We start from the raw sequence: 17101 nt of genomic DNA, 5'->3' as shown, positions 1-17101 counted from the left end.
TTAATTAAAATTCAAGAACTTTTCTAGCTGTTTCTAAAATATCTTTATAAATTGGTAACCAAATGTTTTCCGCTTCAGTAAATGCATATACAGTATCAGGAGCAGTCACACGCAATACTGGTGCTTCTAAGCTTAAAATTGCTCTTTCAGTAATTTCAGCCACTACATTAGCCGCAATACCTGCTTGTTTTTGTGCTTCTTGAACAACAATTACACGACCTGTTTTTTCAACAGATGCAATAATTGTTTCAATATCTAATGGGCTGATTGTACGTAAGTCAACAACCTCAACAGAAATACCTTCTTTTTCTAATTCTTCCGCAGCCTTTAATGATTCATGAACCATTGCTCCGTAAGTAATAATTGAAAGATCTGTACCTTCACGTTTTACATCAGCTTTACCAATTTCAATTGTGTACTCTTCTTCAGGAACTTCCTGACGGAATGAGCGGTATAATTTCATGTGCTCTAAGAATACAACTGGGTCATTATCACGAATAGCAGAGATTAAAAGTCCTTTTGCATCATAAGGAGTTGAAGGAATAACAACTTTCAATCCAGGTTGTTGTGCAACAAGGCCTTCTAAGCTATCAGCGTGAAGCTCTGGTGTATGTACGAATCCACCAAATGGCGAACGAATTGTTACTGGAGCAGTCCAATGTCCACCAGAACGATAGCGCATACGAGCTAATTGACCATTTAATGAATCCATTACTTCATAAACGAAACCAAAGAATTGAATTTCCATAACTGGACGGAATCCAGTTAAACCGAAACCAACTGTTAATCCACCAATACCAGACTCAGCAAGTGGCGTATCAAATACTCGGTCTTCTCCAAACTCTTTTTGAAGTCCTTCCGTCGCACGGAATACCCCACCGTTCACACCAACGTCTTCACCATATACAAGGACGTTTTCATCATTTTTTAATTCGGTGCGTAATGCATCAGTGATGGCTTGAATCATTGTCATTTGTGCCATGGATTATTTCGACTCCTTTGCTTTGTAAATTTCATATTGCTCTTTTAAGTTATAAGGCATTTCTTCGTACATGATTTCCATCAAGTCCGTTACCTTTTGTTTTGGATATTTATCAGCTTTTTGAATAGCATCTTTAATATCTTCTTTTGCTTGTTCAATTACTTTGTTTTCCTCATCTTCGTTCCAGATTCCTTTGTTCTCTAAGAACTTACGGAAACGAACTAATGGATCTTTTGCTTCCCACTCATTTTCTGTTTCTTTTGTACGGTAACGTGTAGGATCATCTCCAGCCATAGTGTGTGGTCCATAACGGAATGTTAATGTTTCAATTAATGTTGGACCTTCTCCGTTAACTGCACGCTCACGAGCGTCACGAACTGCAGCATAAACTGCTAATGGATCCATACCATCAACCTGAACACCTACGATACCTGCTGCGACTGCTTTTTGCGCAATTGTTTGTGCAGCAGATTGTTTTTCAACTGGAGTTGAGATCGCATAACGGTTATTTTGAACAACGAAAATTGCAGGAGCTTTATATGCACCAGCAAAGTTAATACCCTCATAGAAATCACCTTGTGATGCACCGCCATCACCTGTATAAGTGATCGCAACCGCTTGTTTGCCTTTCTTCTTAAGACCTAATGCAACACCAGCAGTTTGGATGTATTGTGCACCAATTATAATTTGTGGCGAAAGACAATTTACTCCTTCAGGCATTTGGTTACCATGGAAATGTCCACGTGAAAATAAGAATGCTTGATATAACGGAAGGCCGTGCCAAATGATTTGTGGAACATCACGGTATCCAGGTAAAATCCAATCTTCTTTTTCTAAAGCATATTGAGATGCAATCTGAGAAGCTTCTTGTCCTGCTGTTGGAGCATAGAAACCTAAACGACCTTGACGGTTTAAAGAAATAGAACGTTGATCTAAAATACGTGTATAAACCATACGACGCATTAATTCTTTTAATTGATCGTCACTTAATTCTGGCATTGCCGCTTCATTTACGACTTTACCTTCTTCATTTAAAATCTGGAATGTTTCAAAAACCTTAGAAATAGCTTCAAACTGTTTTTTACTGTCTACAACAGCGCCTTTTGTTTTTGCAGCCATTTTACAACCTCTTCCTTTCCATTTTAAGAGTGTTGTTCAATCCATATTAAGAATTGAACTTCAAAAGTATTAGTAAGAGAATTCCAATATTCACAGCAATAGGTTACCCTAAAATCTTATGGATGACACAATTTTTTTGAATTCGACTCTTCTTACCTTTTATACCACTCACGAGATGTATAAAAACGTTCTCTATGTATGGTTTGGTGGTCTATTTAACCCACACTGTATTAGTTTAAATTTAAAATAAACTGATACACCTTAACAATTCATTTACAAGTTTACACCAATGTTTTCACGTCCGTCAATCAGTTTATATCTATATTTCTTAAAGAAAAATAAATTATATATTTAGTCATTTTTCTTGTTCCCTTAAACTGTATTATCACAAATATAAACTCTGTAACATTGTTTATAATACAGTTTTATATAACAACTTGATTTTATAATATGTATTCGACACTTTTCACCTTCTCAAACACAGTGACTTAGCTATTAATTTATTTAACCTTAAATGAATACCATCTTGGAAAAGAGAATCAAAAAAGAACCTTCTAGGTGGAAGGTTCTCATATACATGTGCATTATTCACTTTTTTCAACGTTTAACTCAGCTTCTTCATAAAACTTTATTTTTAAATCATTATATTGTTCAGTTAGTTTGTTAAATTCATTATTTTGTTCCATAACTGATTGATATGACTTATTAATTTTAGCTATTTGTGTTTCCAACTGTTTCATCTCCAAATCTTTATTTTGAAGCATTGAATACAGTTCTTTGTCTAAAGAAATTGATTTTTTGTAGTTTTCATAAAGATTTTCGTATGATTTATATCGATCTTCCATAGTAGACTTAAGCTCTTGTGCAGATTGCAACAGTGTTTCATCCTTAATTTTCTCGATTTCTTCATTAATTTCATTGAATTTATCTTTCGAAGACATAATACTGTCATATTCCATTTGTAGTTTAGATTCTCGTTCCTCTACTGAAGTTAAAGCTTCTTTAGATAAGGAAACAACTTGTTCAAATTCTTTCATTCCTAAATCCATAATCCTATTATAGAGATCCGCTTCCTTCTTTTCGAGTTCAAGTAATGGCTGTTGTTGCTCTTTAAATGAATTCTCTAATGTAACAGCTTCCTCCAATATTGTATAAATCCTTTCTTCTGGTGCAGGACCGAAGCAGCCAGAAAGTAAAAATAATAATACAATAAACAAAGCGTAATTCTTTTTTTTCAGCATCAGAATGTATATCCCCCTAACTTACAGACATTTCTACTATAATTGGTCTAACATATTTTCTCAATGGTTTTCATTATATATTTGGAATTATTTGGATAAAATCTTTTGATCAATTAGATTGATTCTTTGTTATATACATTTATATGAAGCCTGTCTTCATCTTAGACCATTCTAGTTGTTTTTCAGTTACTTAAAGCATTTCTCAAAACCAATCATAGGGGGTATATATACAACGCGGGTAAAGTATCCGATACAATTCAGTAATGAACTACTCCTTTCCCGAAGTAAGAATCAATTTAATATATCTAGGCGAATGTCTATACACTTTTGAACTACTTTCATACAGTGTACTATACGTCAAAACAAAGGACGTAATCATCATGAGGAGGTCGTTAGAATGCATTATTTTGATTGCAATTACGGGTGTGGAAATTATGGTTACGGATATGTTGCACCAACAACTGGATACGGAAACGGCTTTGCGTTAATCGTTGTATTGTTTATTTTACTAATTATTGTAGGTGCAGCTTACATCGGCTATTAAAAATAAAAGCAGAGATATTTGTCAAAGGGCTAACATTTTTCCACTGTTAGCCCTTCAATTATTTATGTAATCCCAAATTCTTTTCGATTTCTGCTATTTCCTTTATAATCTTGTAGTATAATACAATGAAATTATATCTAGTCTATCTATACATAATGATTTTAAGGTTGTAATAACTTAGTTTGACTTCCTTAGTCATTCACCTATTAAATATTTTTGCTTTATGTTTAAAGGAGTGTTCACCATGATAACAATGGAAGATATTATAAGAGAAGGTCATCCGACTTTGAGAGAAGTGGCGAAGGAAGTAACATTACCTCCTTCAGATGAGGATAAAGAAACGTTATCTCAAATGATCCAATACGTAAAAAATAGTCAAGATCCGGAAATTGCTGAGAAGTACGGATTACGCCCAGGTATAGGACTTGCAGCTCCGCAAATTAATGTATCAAAAAGAATGATTGCGATCCATGTTGTTGATGAAAAAGGAAACCAGCACAGTTATGCTCTATTTAATCCAAAGATTGTTAGCCACTCTATCGAGAAAAGCTATTTAACTAGCGGCGAAGGGTGCCTTTCGGTCGATCGAGCAGTTCCAGGCTTTGTACCTCGTTATGCCCGAATTCGCGTAAAAGCTACAAGCCTTGAAGGAAAGAATATTGATGTTAGACTAAGGGGTTTATTGTCCATTGTTTTTCAGCATGAGATTGATCATTTAAATGGTGTGATGTTTTATGATCATATTAATGAGGATAACCCGTTTCAAGAGCCTGAAAATGCAGTTCCAGTTGAACGTTAAAGAAGGGATAACTCCCTTCTTTAGTTTTGTCTACGAGAGTTTTTCTTCACTTTAATGATTACTCCCTATTGAAGTATTAATACTGCTTCTTTTTTTCGCCATTTTAGCTGAGCTTAAATAAACTCCTGCAAAAACAAACAATAAACCTAAGATCATATGTGGAGAAATACCTTCCCCAAGTAATAAATATCCCCATAACATTGCCGTAATTGGAACGATATAGGTTACCAATGAAGCAAATTCAGCACTTCCTTCTTTAACCATATAATAGTAAAAAAGATAAGCAAATCCAGAGCCAAACACACCTAATCCAATTAATGATAGGAATGTATGTGTTGAAAAAACTGATGTAAGATGAACAGATTCATTTAAAATTAAAATAAATATTAAGCTGATCATTGTTGAAAAAAACAAAGTAATAATTGATACAATTATAATAGATAATTCCTGTAAATATCTTTTTGCCATTTGAGCGCCTAACCCATAACAAAATGTAGCAAAAAGCATCGTTCCTGCCCCAATAAAGTTTTCATTTATTAAGCTTTTAAAATCAAGATTTAACAAAATTAAAATACCTAAAAACCCTATTGAAACTCCAATCCATTGTCTCCCCTTAACAGGAATAAAGAAAAAGAGTGCCCCAATGACAATCGTCCATATTGGAGTTGTTGCATTTATAACAGAGGCAAGACTACTTGAAATCCTCATTTCACTCATAGCTATGAATGCAAAGGGGAGTGCATTATTAAAAAGTGCTACAAGAAAAAGCTTCAGCCATGGTAGACTTTTGAACCTTACTCTTTTCAACTCTTGTTTTTTAAACACAAAAAGAATAATGAATAGTGTGATTGTGCCAAATAAACACCGCCAAAACACAACACCCCATGGCCCTAGATCTTCTACTAGGAGCTTTATAAATAAAAAAGACATCCCCCAAATCATACTTAAAATAAATAATGAACTATATAGTTTTTTCATTTCAGTTTATCCTCCTGATGTGTAAAAAGCATGTTTTCAAACTAAGTGAAAATGAAGAAATTGTCAATTTCTTTCACATTAATTCCCATGAAAATATCACAAAAAATGACATATACTAAAACCGATAACAAGAGATCGGTAAATAAAATTAGATAGGAGGATTTTCTATGTTAAAAAAATTAAAGAAATCTCTTAGAAGACAGTGGAAGCACTTAGTAAAGAGAAAAACAATCGCATAATAAAGCCTATTCCAACTGGTAGCTATATTTTATTTTTAACTGTGAGTTATAGACTTATTTACCAAAAGAAGACATGCTCTTGCCCTATAGGCTTGGCTTGAATAGAAATATCGCATATAATAGAAAAAGTTAGTCTAACATTCGGAAGTTAAGGAGAGATTTGGTAAATGATTTTTAAAGTTTATTATCAAGATAAAATTACAGAGGTTCCTGTTCGCGAACGAACAAACACTCTTTATATTGAAGCAACATCTGAAGCAAATGTGAGATTTAAACTTAAAGAACGCGGCTATAATATTGAATTTGTCACTCCAGTTGATGGGGCTTATTTAGAATATGAAAAGCAAAGCGAAAATTATAAAGTATTGGAGATCTGATTGTTATGAAATTTGTAAAAAATGATCAAGTTGCAGTCTTTGCATTAGGCGGACTTGGTGAAATCGGAAAAAACACGTACGGAGTACAATTTCAAGATGAAATCATCCTTATTGATGCTGGAATAAAATTTCCGGAGGATGAGCTACTAGGAATTGATTATGTCATTCCTGACTACACTTATTTATCTAAGAACGAAGATAAAATAAAGGGATTATTTATTACGCACGGACATGAAGACCACATTGGTGGAATTCCATATTTACTTCGTCAAGTAAACATTCCTATTTATGGTGGTAAGCTTGCTTTAGGTTTACTTAGAAACAAACTTGAAGAGCACGGACTTCTTCGACAATCTAAATTAATTGAAATTCAGGAAGATGATATTATTAAGTTTAGAAAAACGTCTGTGACATTTTTTAGAACAACTCATAGTATTCCTGATTCATATGGTATTGTTGTTAAAACACCACCAGGAAACATCGTACATACCGGTGACTTTAAATTTGATTTTACACCTGTAGGAGAACCTGCAAACTTAACAAAGATGGCTGAGATTGGTCGGGACGGAGTTCTGTGTTTACTTTCTGACAGTACAAACAGTGAGATCCCTACCTTTACGATGTCAGAGAGACGTGTCGGTGACAGCATACACGAAATTTTCCGTAAGGTTGATGGTCGTATTATCTTTGCAACATTTGCATCAAATATACACCGACTACAACAAGTAGTTGAAGCTGCTGTTGCACACGGACGTAAAATTGCCGTGTTTGGGAGAAGTATGGAAGCAGCCATACAAATCGGACAAGATTTAGGTTATATTAGTTGTCCTAAAGATACTTTTGTAGATGCACATGAAATTAATCGTATGCCAGCTCATCGTGTGACAATTCTTTGTACAGGATCTCAAGGTGAACCAATGGCAGCTTTATCGCGTATCGCAAACGGCACTCATAGACAAATTCAAATTATTCCTGGAGACAATGTTGTCTTCTCTTCTTCTCCAATACCAGGAAATACACTTAGTGTTAGCAAAACGATTAACCAACTGTTCCGCGCCGGAGCAGAGGTAATCCACGGACCACTTAACGATATTCATACTTCAGGTCACGGTGGTCAAGAAGAACAAAAACTTATGCTTAGGTTAATGAAGCCAAAATACTTTATGCCAATACATGGTGAATTCCGCATGCAGAAGATGCACGCTAGACATGCAGTAGACTGTGGTGTTGAAGAAGAAAACTGTTTTATCATGGATAATGGAGAGGTTCTAGCAATAGGAGACAAAGAAGTTGGAATTGCTGGGAAAATCCCTTCAGGTAATGTTTATATTGATGGAAGTGGTATCGGTGATATCGGTAATATCGTCCTCCGTGACCGCCGAATTCTTTCAGAAGAAGGTCTTGTGATAGTCGTTGTAAGCATCAATATGAAAGACTTCAAAATCGCAGCAGGTCCAGACATTATCTCTAGAGGCTTTGTCTACATGCGCGAATCTGGTGACTTAATTAATGATGCACAATCACTAATCTCCAAGCATCTGAACAAAATTATGGAACGTCGCACGAGTCAATGGTCTGAAATTAAAAATGAAATCACTGACACACTCGCTCCATTCTTATACGAAAAAACAAAGCGTCGTCCAATGATTTTACCAATTATTATGGAAGTTTAATTAAAAAAGCAGTACACCGATTGAAAAATCGGGTACTGCTTTTTTTAATCACCTAATAAACGTTTTTCAAAACGGTTAATATCTGTATCCGCACCAATAACAATTAAAATATCATTTTTTTGAATAATTTCATTTGCTTGCGGAGAAACAATAATATCTTTTCCTCTTTTTACAGCAACAATGTTGATTCCATATTTAGCACGAATGTCCAAATCAATGATGGAGTTTCCGTTTAGCCTGTCATTTGCAACAATCTCAACGATGCTGTGCTCATCAGAAAGCTCTAAATAGTCAAGAACGTTGTTTGAAATAATTTTATGAGCAATTCTTCTCCCCATATCACGTTCTGGATGAACAATACGGTCAGCCCCAATTTTGGACAGCACTTTTTCATGATAATCATTTTGTGCTTTAACAGTAATATGCTTAACTCCTAACTCTTTAAGAATCAATGTGGTCAAAATACTGGCTTGAATATTATCTCCTATCGCAACAATAACATGATCAAAGTTACGGATACCAAGACTTTTTAACACTGTTTCATCTGTGGAATCTCCAACAACAGCATGTGAAGCAACGTTTGCAAACTCATTTACTTTGTCCTCATCTGTATCAATAGCCATTACTTCCATACCCTCTTCACTTAGAGCCCGACAAATACTGCCTCCAAAACGCCCAAGTCCAATTACCGCAAATTCTTTTTTCATCTAAAATCCTCCGCAATATCACAATAAGTAGTTAGAAAACGCTTTAAGTAACCAAAAACCTTTTTATAAGCTAGTACTATTAAAAATGTTATCACATTTCAACTTTTTTTTACAGGACAACTCATGATTATCTGTTTGTTTCTATAACCAAAAATTAGTACAAAGATGTGCCTGATAACCTTAATACATATCACGGACTTTATGATAAAATAGAAAGAATGGTGTAGTAACAATAAAAAACAGCATGACGAAAGTCAGGGGAACAACAGTGTAAGAATTAAACACATATTTAACGAAAAATTAGTAAACAAGTAATTTGGGAGGAATAGAATGAGTACAAAACTACCCAATGTCATATTTCCCTATCTAATAGGAACATTTGGAGGATTTCTCTTTTATCTTTCTCATCTCCCTCTAGCTTGGATTCTAGGTCCTATGGCTTTTCTAATAATATGGCGATCACTTTTTAAAAAGATAAGTACATTTATACAACCGAGCTTTTTAAAAAACGGTTCATTTATCATTTTAGGAATATCATTTGGACTTTCATTCACAAAAGAAACCTTTGTCCTTGTGGGTCCATACGTGATTCCCTTTTTACTTACAACGGTTTTATTAATTTTTCTTAGCGTTTGTAACGGTTTAATCATAAGTAAACTTGTTAACATCGATCGAAACACGAGTATTTTTGCTTCAATTCCCGGTGGATTAACAGAAATGGTTGCCGCTAGTGAGGCTGTTCATGCAAACTCTTCATTAGTTACCATCTTTCAAACTGTAAGATTATTAACAGTTGTCTTTTTGGTCCCATTTACAATACTACATATGTTCGAACCCTCGTTCTACTCACAAACAACACTTTCAGTACAAAAAGATTTATCATTATTTTCATACAGCTGGTATTTCCTTGCAGGACTTGCAGGTTGGGGGTTTAGAAAATTCTTACCAGCATCATATGTAATTGGTCCTCTTTTAACGACAGCCTTATTGAATATTATAGGTATAGAATTACCCCTTTTTCACGATCTATTTATGATTTTTGCTCAAATATCAATCGGTGTTGGATTTGGACTCATGATCACATTTAATGATCTTAAAAAGGGTGGAAAATACTGTGGTTTGTATTTTATAACTACAATGATTCTTATCGTAGCAAGCTTTGGCTTTGGCTATGTTTTCAGCCTTTTAACAGACCTAAACTTAGCAACAGCCATGCTTTCTCTTGCACCAGGCGGACTAGTCGAGATGGTTCTTACGGCCTCGTCAATTGGTGCTGATCCAGCGATAGTTAGTTCCTTACAATTTATCCGTTTACTATTTATCATAAGCGTTGTCCCAAGCCTTTTAAAATACAGCATTAACAAACTTCCATCCAAAAGTTTAAATTAGAAGAAAATCAGAATTAAGACTGTTTTTAATATGGATTAATATTAAACTCTTATAGAAAAAGCTCACATTCCTCAGTATCATTCTCGAGGATGTGAGCTTTTTTCACGAACTGACCACTTCTAGATTCAACTTACAAATTGCTGCTTTTATTTGAAAATAATTAATGCTAGCAGGTAACACTTCTTTTAAGGGCTTTAGCAATTCAGTATTCATTTCCTTAATTTTATCGATGATTAAGTTCTCTTGTTCTTCGGTAAATATGCTTCTCCATTCAATCGGTTGTCCTTCTTCCACCGCCCGAATGATATGATTTTGTACAGTGATTTCAGTAATTCCTCGTTGTATACTAATTTCCTTCATCTTTAACCCATCCATATATAATTGATAGGTAAGAAGATGACTTGGCGTCTTATCAACTGATTTTTGTGAATGTGATTTTTGTATCACCGTTTGATTAAACGGCCCTTGTTCGATTTTCATATAGTCACAAATTGCCCTAATAAATGGTTGTCCATAACGTTCAAGCTTTGTTCGAGCAACACCTTTTACTTCTAAAAACTCAGACTCATTAATCGGACATTTACTACTCATGTCTTTTAGACTACTATCAGAAAAAATAATATATGGCGGTACTCTATGCTCAGAAGCAAGTTCTCTTCTTATATTCTTTAAAACTTCAAATAGTTCATCATCGCTTTCGATTGATTGAATCACTAGCTTTTCCTTCTTAAATACCGGCGTTTTATCAACTAATACAAGTAACCCTTTTTTACTAAGTTCGATAACAGGGTATTGAGCATTTGTTAAGGATAAATAACCTTCAGCAATTAAAAAATCAATAAATTCTACAATTTGTTTTTCTGTCTTGTTCTTCATTAACCCATAGGTTGATAATTTTTGAAATCCCATTTGAGAAATTCGCTTATTATTAGAACCCTTTAGTACTTGTGCTACAAGAGTTTTCCCAAATTTTTCGTTCATTCTTTTTACACAAGAAAAAACCATTAAAGCTTCATTTGTTACCTCAATTTTTTCCCGTGTATCCTTACAGTTCATACAATTGCCACAATCTGCTTCAGTATTCTCTTCACCAAAATATTCAACAATATAAGTTTGTAAGCATTTTTCTGTATGACAGAGATCTACCATTTGCTGTAATTTTTGATATTCATGAACCTTCTTTTCATAACTAAGAGATGTTTGCTCTATTAAGAATTTTTGAAGCTGTATATCTTGTCCAGCAAACAGAATCGTACATTCACTAGGCTCTCCATCTCGCCCAGCACGGCCTGCTTCCTGGTAGTAAGCCTCTATATTTTTAGGTAAATTATGATGAATGACATATCGAATATTGGATTTGTTTATTCCCATACCAAAAGCGTTAGTTGCAACCATAACATCAAACTCGTCATATAAAAATTGATCCTGCTGTTGCGCTCGCTCTTGTTCTGACATACCAGCATGATATTTCCCAGCCTTGAAGCCACTTTTTTTAAGAAATTGAGATAACTCATCCACTTCTTTTCTAGTAGCTGCATAAATAATTCCAGCCTCATTTTTATTTGCCTTTATATATTTTTTAATATAGTCGCGCTTATTTTCACCTTTAACTACATTAAAAGTTAAATTTTCGCGGGAAAAACCTGTAACAAACGAATTTTCCTCTGACAAATCTAACAAATGACAAATATCAGCTGTTACTTCTTTTGTTGCTGTTGCTGTAAGGGCAACAACAATTGGTTTAGCAGAAAGGTCCATGATCATTTTATTAATAGATCTGTAGCTAGGACGAAAATCATGCCCCCATTGAGAAATACAGTGTGCCTCATCTACTGCTACCATAGATATATTTAACGTTAACAAGAGATCACGAAACGAATTTGTTTCTAATCTCTCAGGTGCAATATAAACAATTTTATAAGAGCCCTCTCTTAGCTCTGCGATTCGTTCATTTATTTCCGGAATCGAAAGACTGCTATTTATATAAGTTGATGGTATTCCAACACTTGTTAATGCATCTACTTGATCTTTCATTAAAGAAATTAATGGCGATATGACAACAGTAATACCATCCATTAATAAAGCAGGCACTTGATAACAGATTGATTTTCCACCACCTGTTGGCATAATGGCTAGCGTGTCCTGCCCCTCTAGTATATTGCGAATAATATCCACTTGGCCTTTTCGAAACGATGAATAACCGAAATAATCTTTTAACAACTTTTCAGCTTTTTGTAGCATTTAATCACCTTTGCTTTTATTTTTCTTATGTTTATATTAGTATAACACGACCAAGCTTTATCTTTTTTTAGTAGATTTTATTTTTCAATGGTTATTATGAAGTTTTACTAAAGTGAAAAATTAAAATTCTAGGATTCATTAAACCTCATAATACAATTTAACCATTTAGGAAAAAAAATAACCCCTCCCTTTCATTGAAAGGAAGGAGCTACTTTCTTTTTACTTATGAATCCAAACTGCACCGGCAGAATTATCTTTCGCTTCACCAATAACCTCAAATTTCAAGCCATGGTTAGGAACAATTCGACCTGCATCTGGAATCGCAGAATTGATATATGTTTTTGAATCATCAAACTTAGTATTTCCTTTAAAGCTTAGGAACTCGTATGCTCCACGAGTAGGAGAATCAACGAAGAATCCTGGTGTTTTATCTAAAGAGAACGCTGCATCCGCAACTTGGTAGCGAGTGCTTTGAGTAACCGTTTTTTGGCCATTTAATAAGCCAAACACAGCCTCTGGATGTGAATCAACAACTCCAAGGAATCCTTGTCCTGGATGTACCCCAACCCAGTTATCAGTAAAACTTTCATCTGCATACCAAACAACTAAACCAGTATTATACTTAGCACCGCGAGAGAATGCTAATGCTTTATCAGAGCCAGCATAGTTTCTCCATTCTAAGTAATAGTGATTTTTCGCTTGAGAGTAGCCATTTGAAACGATAAAGCCATCTAAAGCAACTTTTGCTTCACCTTCAGCATTATCGGCAAAAATTTCATTACCGTCAGCTGTTACTGAAATATTATCAATGGCAAACCCATTAGGAGCTAATCCGCCATCGGTTACATATTCAAATACTAGTTTTACTTTTTTACCAGCAAAATCGCTTAAGTCATACGTTTTTTCAACCCATAGACCATTTGTTGTTTCCATACCATCTGCAGTATTGTCATCACCAATAACATCTAGCGTAACTTCTGTTCCATCCTCTACTACAGCCTTTACATATACATAATCATAATCAAATTCAACTTCAAACCATTGTAATGCACTAAATTCCGCTGAGGTTGCTCTTGTTAAATCAAATAGCGGTGTTTCTAATGCTGTATGAAGATCATCACCTTTTTGGCTGTAGAAATAGTTTTCTCCACCATTCTCAGCTGGTAAAAATCCTTCTACATCTTTAGCTGGTAAGTTCACTTTTACTATACCGGGGTTATTTGATTTCGTTACACTTTGATCTAGGAAAGTTGCAATCCCGTTCTTCGTGATATCTGCATAATCAACTTCCATAATATTTGCCCAGTTTCCTCCCATTATATTTTGGAAGAATTCCTTGTTTTGAGGTGAGAAGCTTGTCGGAGCTGTTCCTGCAATGTTTCCATTCCAGCTTCCTCCACTCATAATGGACCAAGAAGCAACTGGCTCACCTTGACCAGTATATTGAGTGTCATATTCATCTGGAAGACCTAAATCGTGTCCAAATTCATGTGCGAATACACCAACTGCACCATCTTCAGGTTGAATTGTGTAGTCGTATGCAGCCATTTGACCACCCCAATAATCAACTTCAGCCTGTGTTTCAGCAACAGGATACACTCCATTTAACGTCCATCTATGTGACCAGATTGCATCATCACCTAGAGTACCACCACCAGCTTCCTGACCTGTACCTGCGTGAATAATCATCAAGTGATCTACTAGTCCATCTGGCTCATTTTGATTTCCATCACCATCAAGATCATATAAATCAAATTCATCGTATTGGGCTAAATCAATACCAGAAGCTACTGCTGCATTTAAGGCATCCTTTACAAGGTCTCTAGGTCCTTTAGGATTAAGGTTATCATGCCCACCTTCAGGATTGTCATCGCCATAGTCTGCCGCATTACCTGGTACGGTTAACCATTCTGAAACTGTTCCATCAACTGTGTAACTACCACCTGATTGCTCTTCATAATATTGTTTAAAGGTTTTAACTTTCTCTCCATTAAACAAGGTAAAGTCTTCATCACCGAACATTAACTTTTCATAATGCTCTTTATTAAAGTCATCTGCATACATGTAACCATCTTCTTGTACAACATTGTTATGCTTGAAATCTTCAAATTCTGTTAATAATACCAAGACTTTATCTGAGCGAACTTCTCCGTTATATGGTGCTTGTTTAGCAGCATCCACCTTCACCGCACCATTAGGTTTACCCTTTTTGAAGTTTCCATGGCCTTTATTTAGCTGTTTTGCTAGCTTGTCCTTTTGTTTTGTAAGGAAGTCTTTCGTTTTTTGATCCATCATTTCTTCATGAGAAGTTTTATGAGAAACCTTACCTGCTTTTTCGCCTTCCTTTTTCTCAATATATTCTTTAACCTTTTGCTTTACTTCTGCAGCAGAAGCATTTTTAGAAATAACCCCTTGATCTTTCAATGCTTGTGCTAATCTCTCTTCAGGAACAATATTGTAATCAATTGGTGCTGACTCTAGTACTGGACTAGCAGCTTGTACATTTGATGCTACCGGCAAGTATGTACCAAACAATAGTCCCCCCATAATGACGGAACTAGCAGTCACCTTTAGCACCTTTTTCAACTGCTTATTTCGAGCCTCAATTCCTCTTCTTAACTTTCTCACTTTAATCCCCCTTCTTTTAATAGAAAGCATTGCAAGATGGAACTTCATAACTTCAAAATACTTTTCTACTAAAAATTATTATAACTACATAACTATTATAATCTTTATATAAATATAATAAATAGTCCGAAAATTCTATTTTCTGAAAATTATAACAAGTCCATTTTCCCTATACATAAATTAAAAATAGGTATTTTTACCCCCGCAACATAGAGAGCAATAAATCCTTATAAATAAAGGTTTTTGTAAGATTTTCTACCGAGAAAAAATGTCCACTCATCAAACACATATCCAAATCACAAAATTTCAACCCTATATTTATTCATTTTCACTTTAAAGCTTTTATTCAATAAAGAAATTATATTTAAAAATTATCTAAACACTTATATGACAAAAAGATGACGATCTCTTTTCATATTGATAACAGCCCCCAAAAACCAACAATATTCAACAAATTCTATAAATAACGTTAATAGGAAAGAGGTTTTTATGTTTATGTTTTCTACTACCGAAATTGGAATAGATTTAGGAACAGCAAATATTTTAGTTTACACAAAAAATAAAGGGATTATCTTAAATGAGCCCTCTGTAGTAGCGATAGACACAACTACTAAAAAAGTATTAGCAGTTGGAACAGAGGCAAAAAGTATGATTGGAAAAACACCTGGACAAATCATCGCAGTAAGACCTCTAAAGGATGGAGTTATAGCAGATTATGACATCACAACAGACATGTTAAGACATGTCATGAAAAAGGCGTCAGGAAAGCTTGGTATGTCTATGAGAAAACCAACTGTTGTCGTTTGTACTCCATCAGGTGCTACATCAGTTGAAAGAAGAGCAATTCAAGATGCTATTCGTAGTTCTGGAGCAAAGCAAGTTCATTTAATTGAGGAGCCTGTAGCAGCAGCAATCGGAGCGGATCTTCCTGTTGATGAACCAATCGCAAATGTCATAGTAGATATTGGCGGGGGAACAACAGAAGTAGCCATAATTTCGTTCGGTGGAATCGTAACATGTCACTCAATCAGGATTGGCGGAGATCAACTAGATGAGGATATCATTCAATATGTCAGAAAAAATTATAATCTTCTAATCGGTGAGAGAACAGCTGAACAAATGAAAATGGAAATTGGATACGCACTAATAAAGCATGAAAAAGAATCAATGGAAATACGAGGTAGAGATCTCGTAACAGGTTTACCTAAAACAATTAGTGTTTCGTCATATGAAATGCAGGATGCAATGAAAGAATCATTACTTCATATTTTAGAAGCAATTCGAGCTACACTTGAAGACTGTCCTCCTGAGTTAAGTGGTGATATTGTTGACAGAGGCGTTATTTTAACAGGTGGTGGTTCACTAATGAAAGGGATACAGGAATGGATAAGTAATGAAATGATTGTACCTGTTCATATTGCGCCAAATCCGTTAGAGTCGGTAGCAATTGGCACCGGTAGATCACTTGCAGTTATTAATAGATTAGTAAAAGTAGCAAAATAATGCACAAAGGAAACCAAATTTGGTTTCCTTTTTGTCTTTAAATGTAAAAATTCACTATTAAACCCTTTTATCAAAATTATATATTTACACAAAATTAACATATTTTTCAGCATCATTTCTCTTATTCTTGAATAAATTATATTTGGTTTAATAGTAATACAGTAATAACTTTGTATATTTTTAGCAGTTACATGAAACTTTAATCAAACTCCATCCGTCTAATTATTGAATTGTAAGGGAGGTACATGTGTGAAGGACCTGAGCAGACGTATCATTATTAGTTTAACATTAGCTGTCATCATTATGGGAGGAATGAGTGTTTCTATGGCAAATATGCCTGGTAGCCCATCCCAAAATAACGAAATTGTTTCAGTTCAAGGCGAGTAATTAGAAAGAGAGGTTATTTAAAAAGATGAAAAATAAAGACAAATCTAAATTACGACAATTCGTTCCATTTGTATTCCCGATTTTTGCTCTACTACTACTTCTAAGCGGTTTATTAGGTACTTATACGATCCCTGTCTTTGTCATCGTTTTACTTTTTGGTTTTGCTTATTCCTTCGTTTCCATGCTAACAAAAAAGGCATTAATTGGTTCGATTATTAATCTCTATGTTACTGGCATTTTAATATTCGGAGGAGCTTTACTTTATATAATGGCTATAGCCTCAGGTGTATAGAT

At 34.7% G+C, this 17101-nt stretch carries 14 protein-coding genes and 1 pseudogene; 8 read left to right on the top strand and 7 right to left on the bottom strand.

Features of this window, described 5'->3' with window-relative positions; translation table 11 throughout:
- Positions 1-4: 4 nt before the first annotated feature.
- The 3 genes from D9842_RS03275 to D9842_RS03265 form a co-directional block, all read right to left on the bottom strand.
- Entirely contained in the window at positions 5-982 is a 978-nt protein-coding gene (locus D9842_RS03275) for an alpha-ketoacid dehydrogenase subunit beta (protein ID WP_121661267.1), read from the bottom strand.
- Between the two features lie 3 nt (positions 983-985).
- Positions 986-2101 carry a pyruvate dehydrogenase (acetyl-transferring) E1 component subunit alpha gene (gene pdhA / locus D9842_RS03270; protein WP_121661266.1) on the bottom strand — a complete coding sequence of 372 codons (1116 nt, stop codon included), beginning with the start codon at positions 2099-2101 and terminating at the stop codon, positions 986-988.
- Between the two features lie 584 nt (positions 2102-2685).
- Positions 2686-3342, bottom strand: coding sequence for a YkyA family protein (locus D9842_RS03265; protein WP_121661265.1), 657 nt, complete (start codon positions 3340-3342; stop codon positions 2686-2688).
- Positions 3343-3805: 463 nt separating this feature from the next.
- Between D9842_RS03265 and D9842_RS26175 the strand changes: the two are divergent.
- Positions 3806-3886, top strand: a pseudogene (locus D9842_RS26175) (YjcZ family sporulation protein); the annotation flags it as partial.
- 244 nt (positions 3887-4130) lie between these two features.
- Positions 4131-4685, top strand: coding sequence for a peptide deformylase (gene def / locus D9842_RS03255; RefSeq protein WP_121661263.1), 555 nt, complete (start codon positions 4131-4133; stop codon positions 4683-4685).
- Positions 4686-4736: 51 nt separating this feature from the next.
- Here the strand turns inward: def and D9842_RS03250 are convergent, their stop codons facing one another.
- The gene (locus tag D9842_RS03250) at positions 4737-5663 is read right to left on the bottom strand and encodes a DMT family transporter (protein ID WP_121661262.1); all 927 of its coding nucleotides are present in this window, start codon (positions 5661-5663) and stop codon (positions 4737-4739) included.
- Between the two features lie 406 nt (positions 5664-6069).
- Between D9842_RS03250 and D9842_RS03245 the strand changes: the two genes are divergently transcribed.
- A complete protein-coding gene (locus D9842_RS03245) occupies positions 6070-6279 on the top strand; it encodes a DNA-dependent RNA polymerase subunit epsilon (protein ID WP_121661261.1) in 210 nt (69 codons plus the stop codon).
- A 5-nt stretch (positions 6280-6284) separates the two neighbouring features.
- Positions 6285-7952 (top strand): ribonuclease J1, encoded by a 1668-nt coding sequence (gene rnjA / locus D9842_RS03240; protein WP_121661260.1) that lies wholly within the window; start codon positions 6285-6287, stop codon positions 7950-7952.
- Positions 7953-7996: 44 nt separating this feature from the next.
- Here the strand turns inward: rnjA and D9842_RS03235 are convergent, their stop codons facing one another.
- Complete coding sequence (locus D9842_RS03235) at positions 7997-8659, bottom strand: potassium channel family protein (protein WP_098798076.1); 663 nt, start codon at positions 8657-8659, stop codon at positions 7997-7999.
- Positions 8660-8989: 330 nt separating this feature from the next.
- Here D9842_RS03235 and D9842_RS03230 point away from each other — a divergent pair, with 330 nt between their 5' ends.
- Positions 8990-10048 (top strand): AbrB family transcriptional regulator, encoded by a 1059-nt coding sequence (locus D9842_RS03230; RefSeq protein WP_121661259.1) that lies wholly within the window; start codon positions 8990-8992, stop codon positions 10046-10048.
- Positions 10049-10150: 102 nt separating this feature from the next.
- Here D9842_RS03230 and recQ read toward each other — a convergent pair whose 3' ends face one another.
- Both recQ and D9842_RS03220 read right to left on the bottom strand, forming a co-directional pair.
- Positions 10151-12289 (bottom strand): DNA helicase RecQ, encoded by a 2139-nt coding sequence (gene recQ / locus D9842_RS03225; RefSeq protein ID WP_121661258.1) that lies wholly within the window; start codon positions 12287-12289, stop codon positions 10151-10153.
- A 219-nt stretch (positions 12290-12508) separates the two neighbouring features.
- Complete coding sequence (locus D9842_RS03220; RefSeq protein WP_180320431.1) at positions 12509-14836, bottom strand: immune inhibitor A domain-containing protein; 2328 nt, start codon at positions 14834-14836, stop codon at positions 12509-12511.
- 576 nt (positions 14837-15412) lie between these two features.
- Here D9842_RS03220 and mreBH point away from each other — a divergent pair.
- The 3 genes from mreBH (at position 15413) to D9842_RS03210 (ending at position 17099) form a co-directional block, all read left to right on the top strand.
- The gene (gene mreBH, locus D9842_RS03215) at positions 15413-16420 is read left to right on the top strand and encodes a rod-share determining protein MreBH (protein WP_121664925.1); all 1008 of its coding nucleotides are present in this window, start codon (positions 15413-15415) and stop codon (positions 16418-16420) included.
- Positions 16421-16669: 249 nt separating this feature from the next.
- The gene (locus D9842_RS25630) at positions 16670-16807 is read left to right on the top strand and encodes a protein YkpC (protein WP_162987284.1); all 138 of its coding nucleotides are present in this window, start codon (positions 16670-16672) and stop codon (positions 16805-16807) included.
- 25 nt (positions 16808-16832) lie between these two features.
- Positions 16833-17099 (top strand): hypothetical protein, encoded by a 267-nt coding sequence (locus D9842_RS03210; RefSeq protein WP_121661256.1) that lies wholly within the window; start codon positions 16833-16835, stop codon positions 17097-17099.
- Positions 17100-17101: the final 2 nt, after the last annotated feature.

Source organism: Metabacillus litoralis (genome assembly GCF_003667825.1).
Taxonomy (GTDB): Bacteria; Bacillota; Bacilli; order Bacillales; family Bacillaceae; genus Metabacillus; species Metabacillus litoralis_B.
The sequence above is the reverse complement of the archived record's forward strand: the minus strand, read 5'-3'. Positions and strand labels throughout refer to the sequence as shown.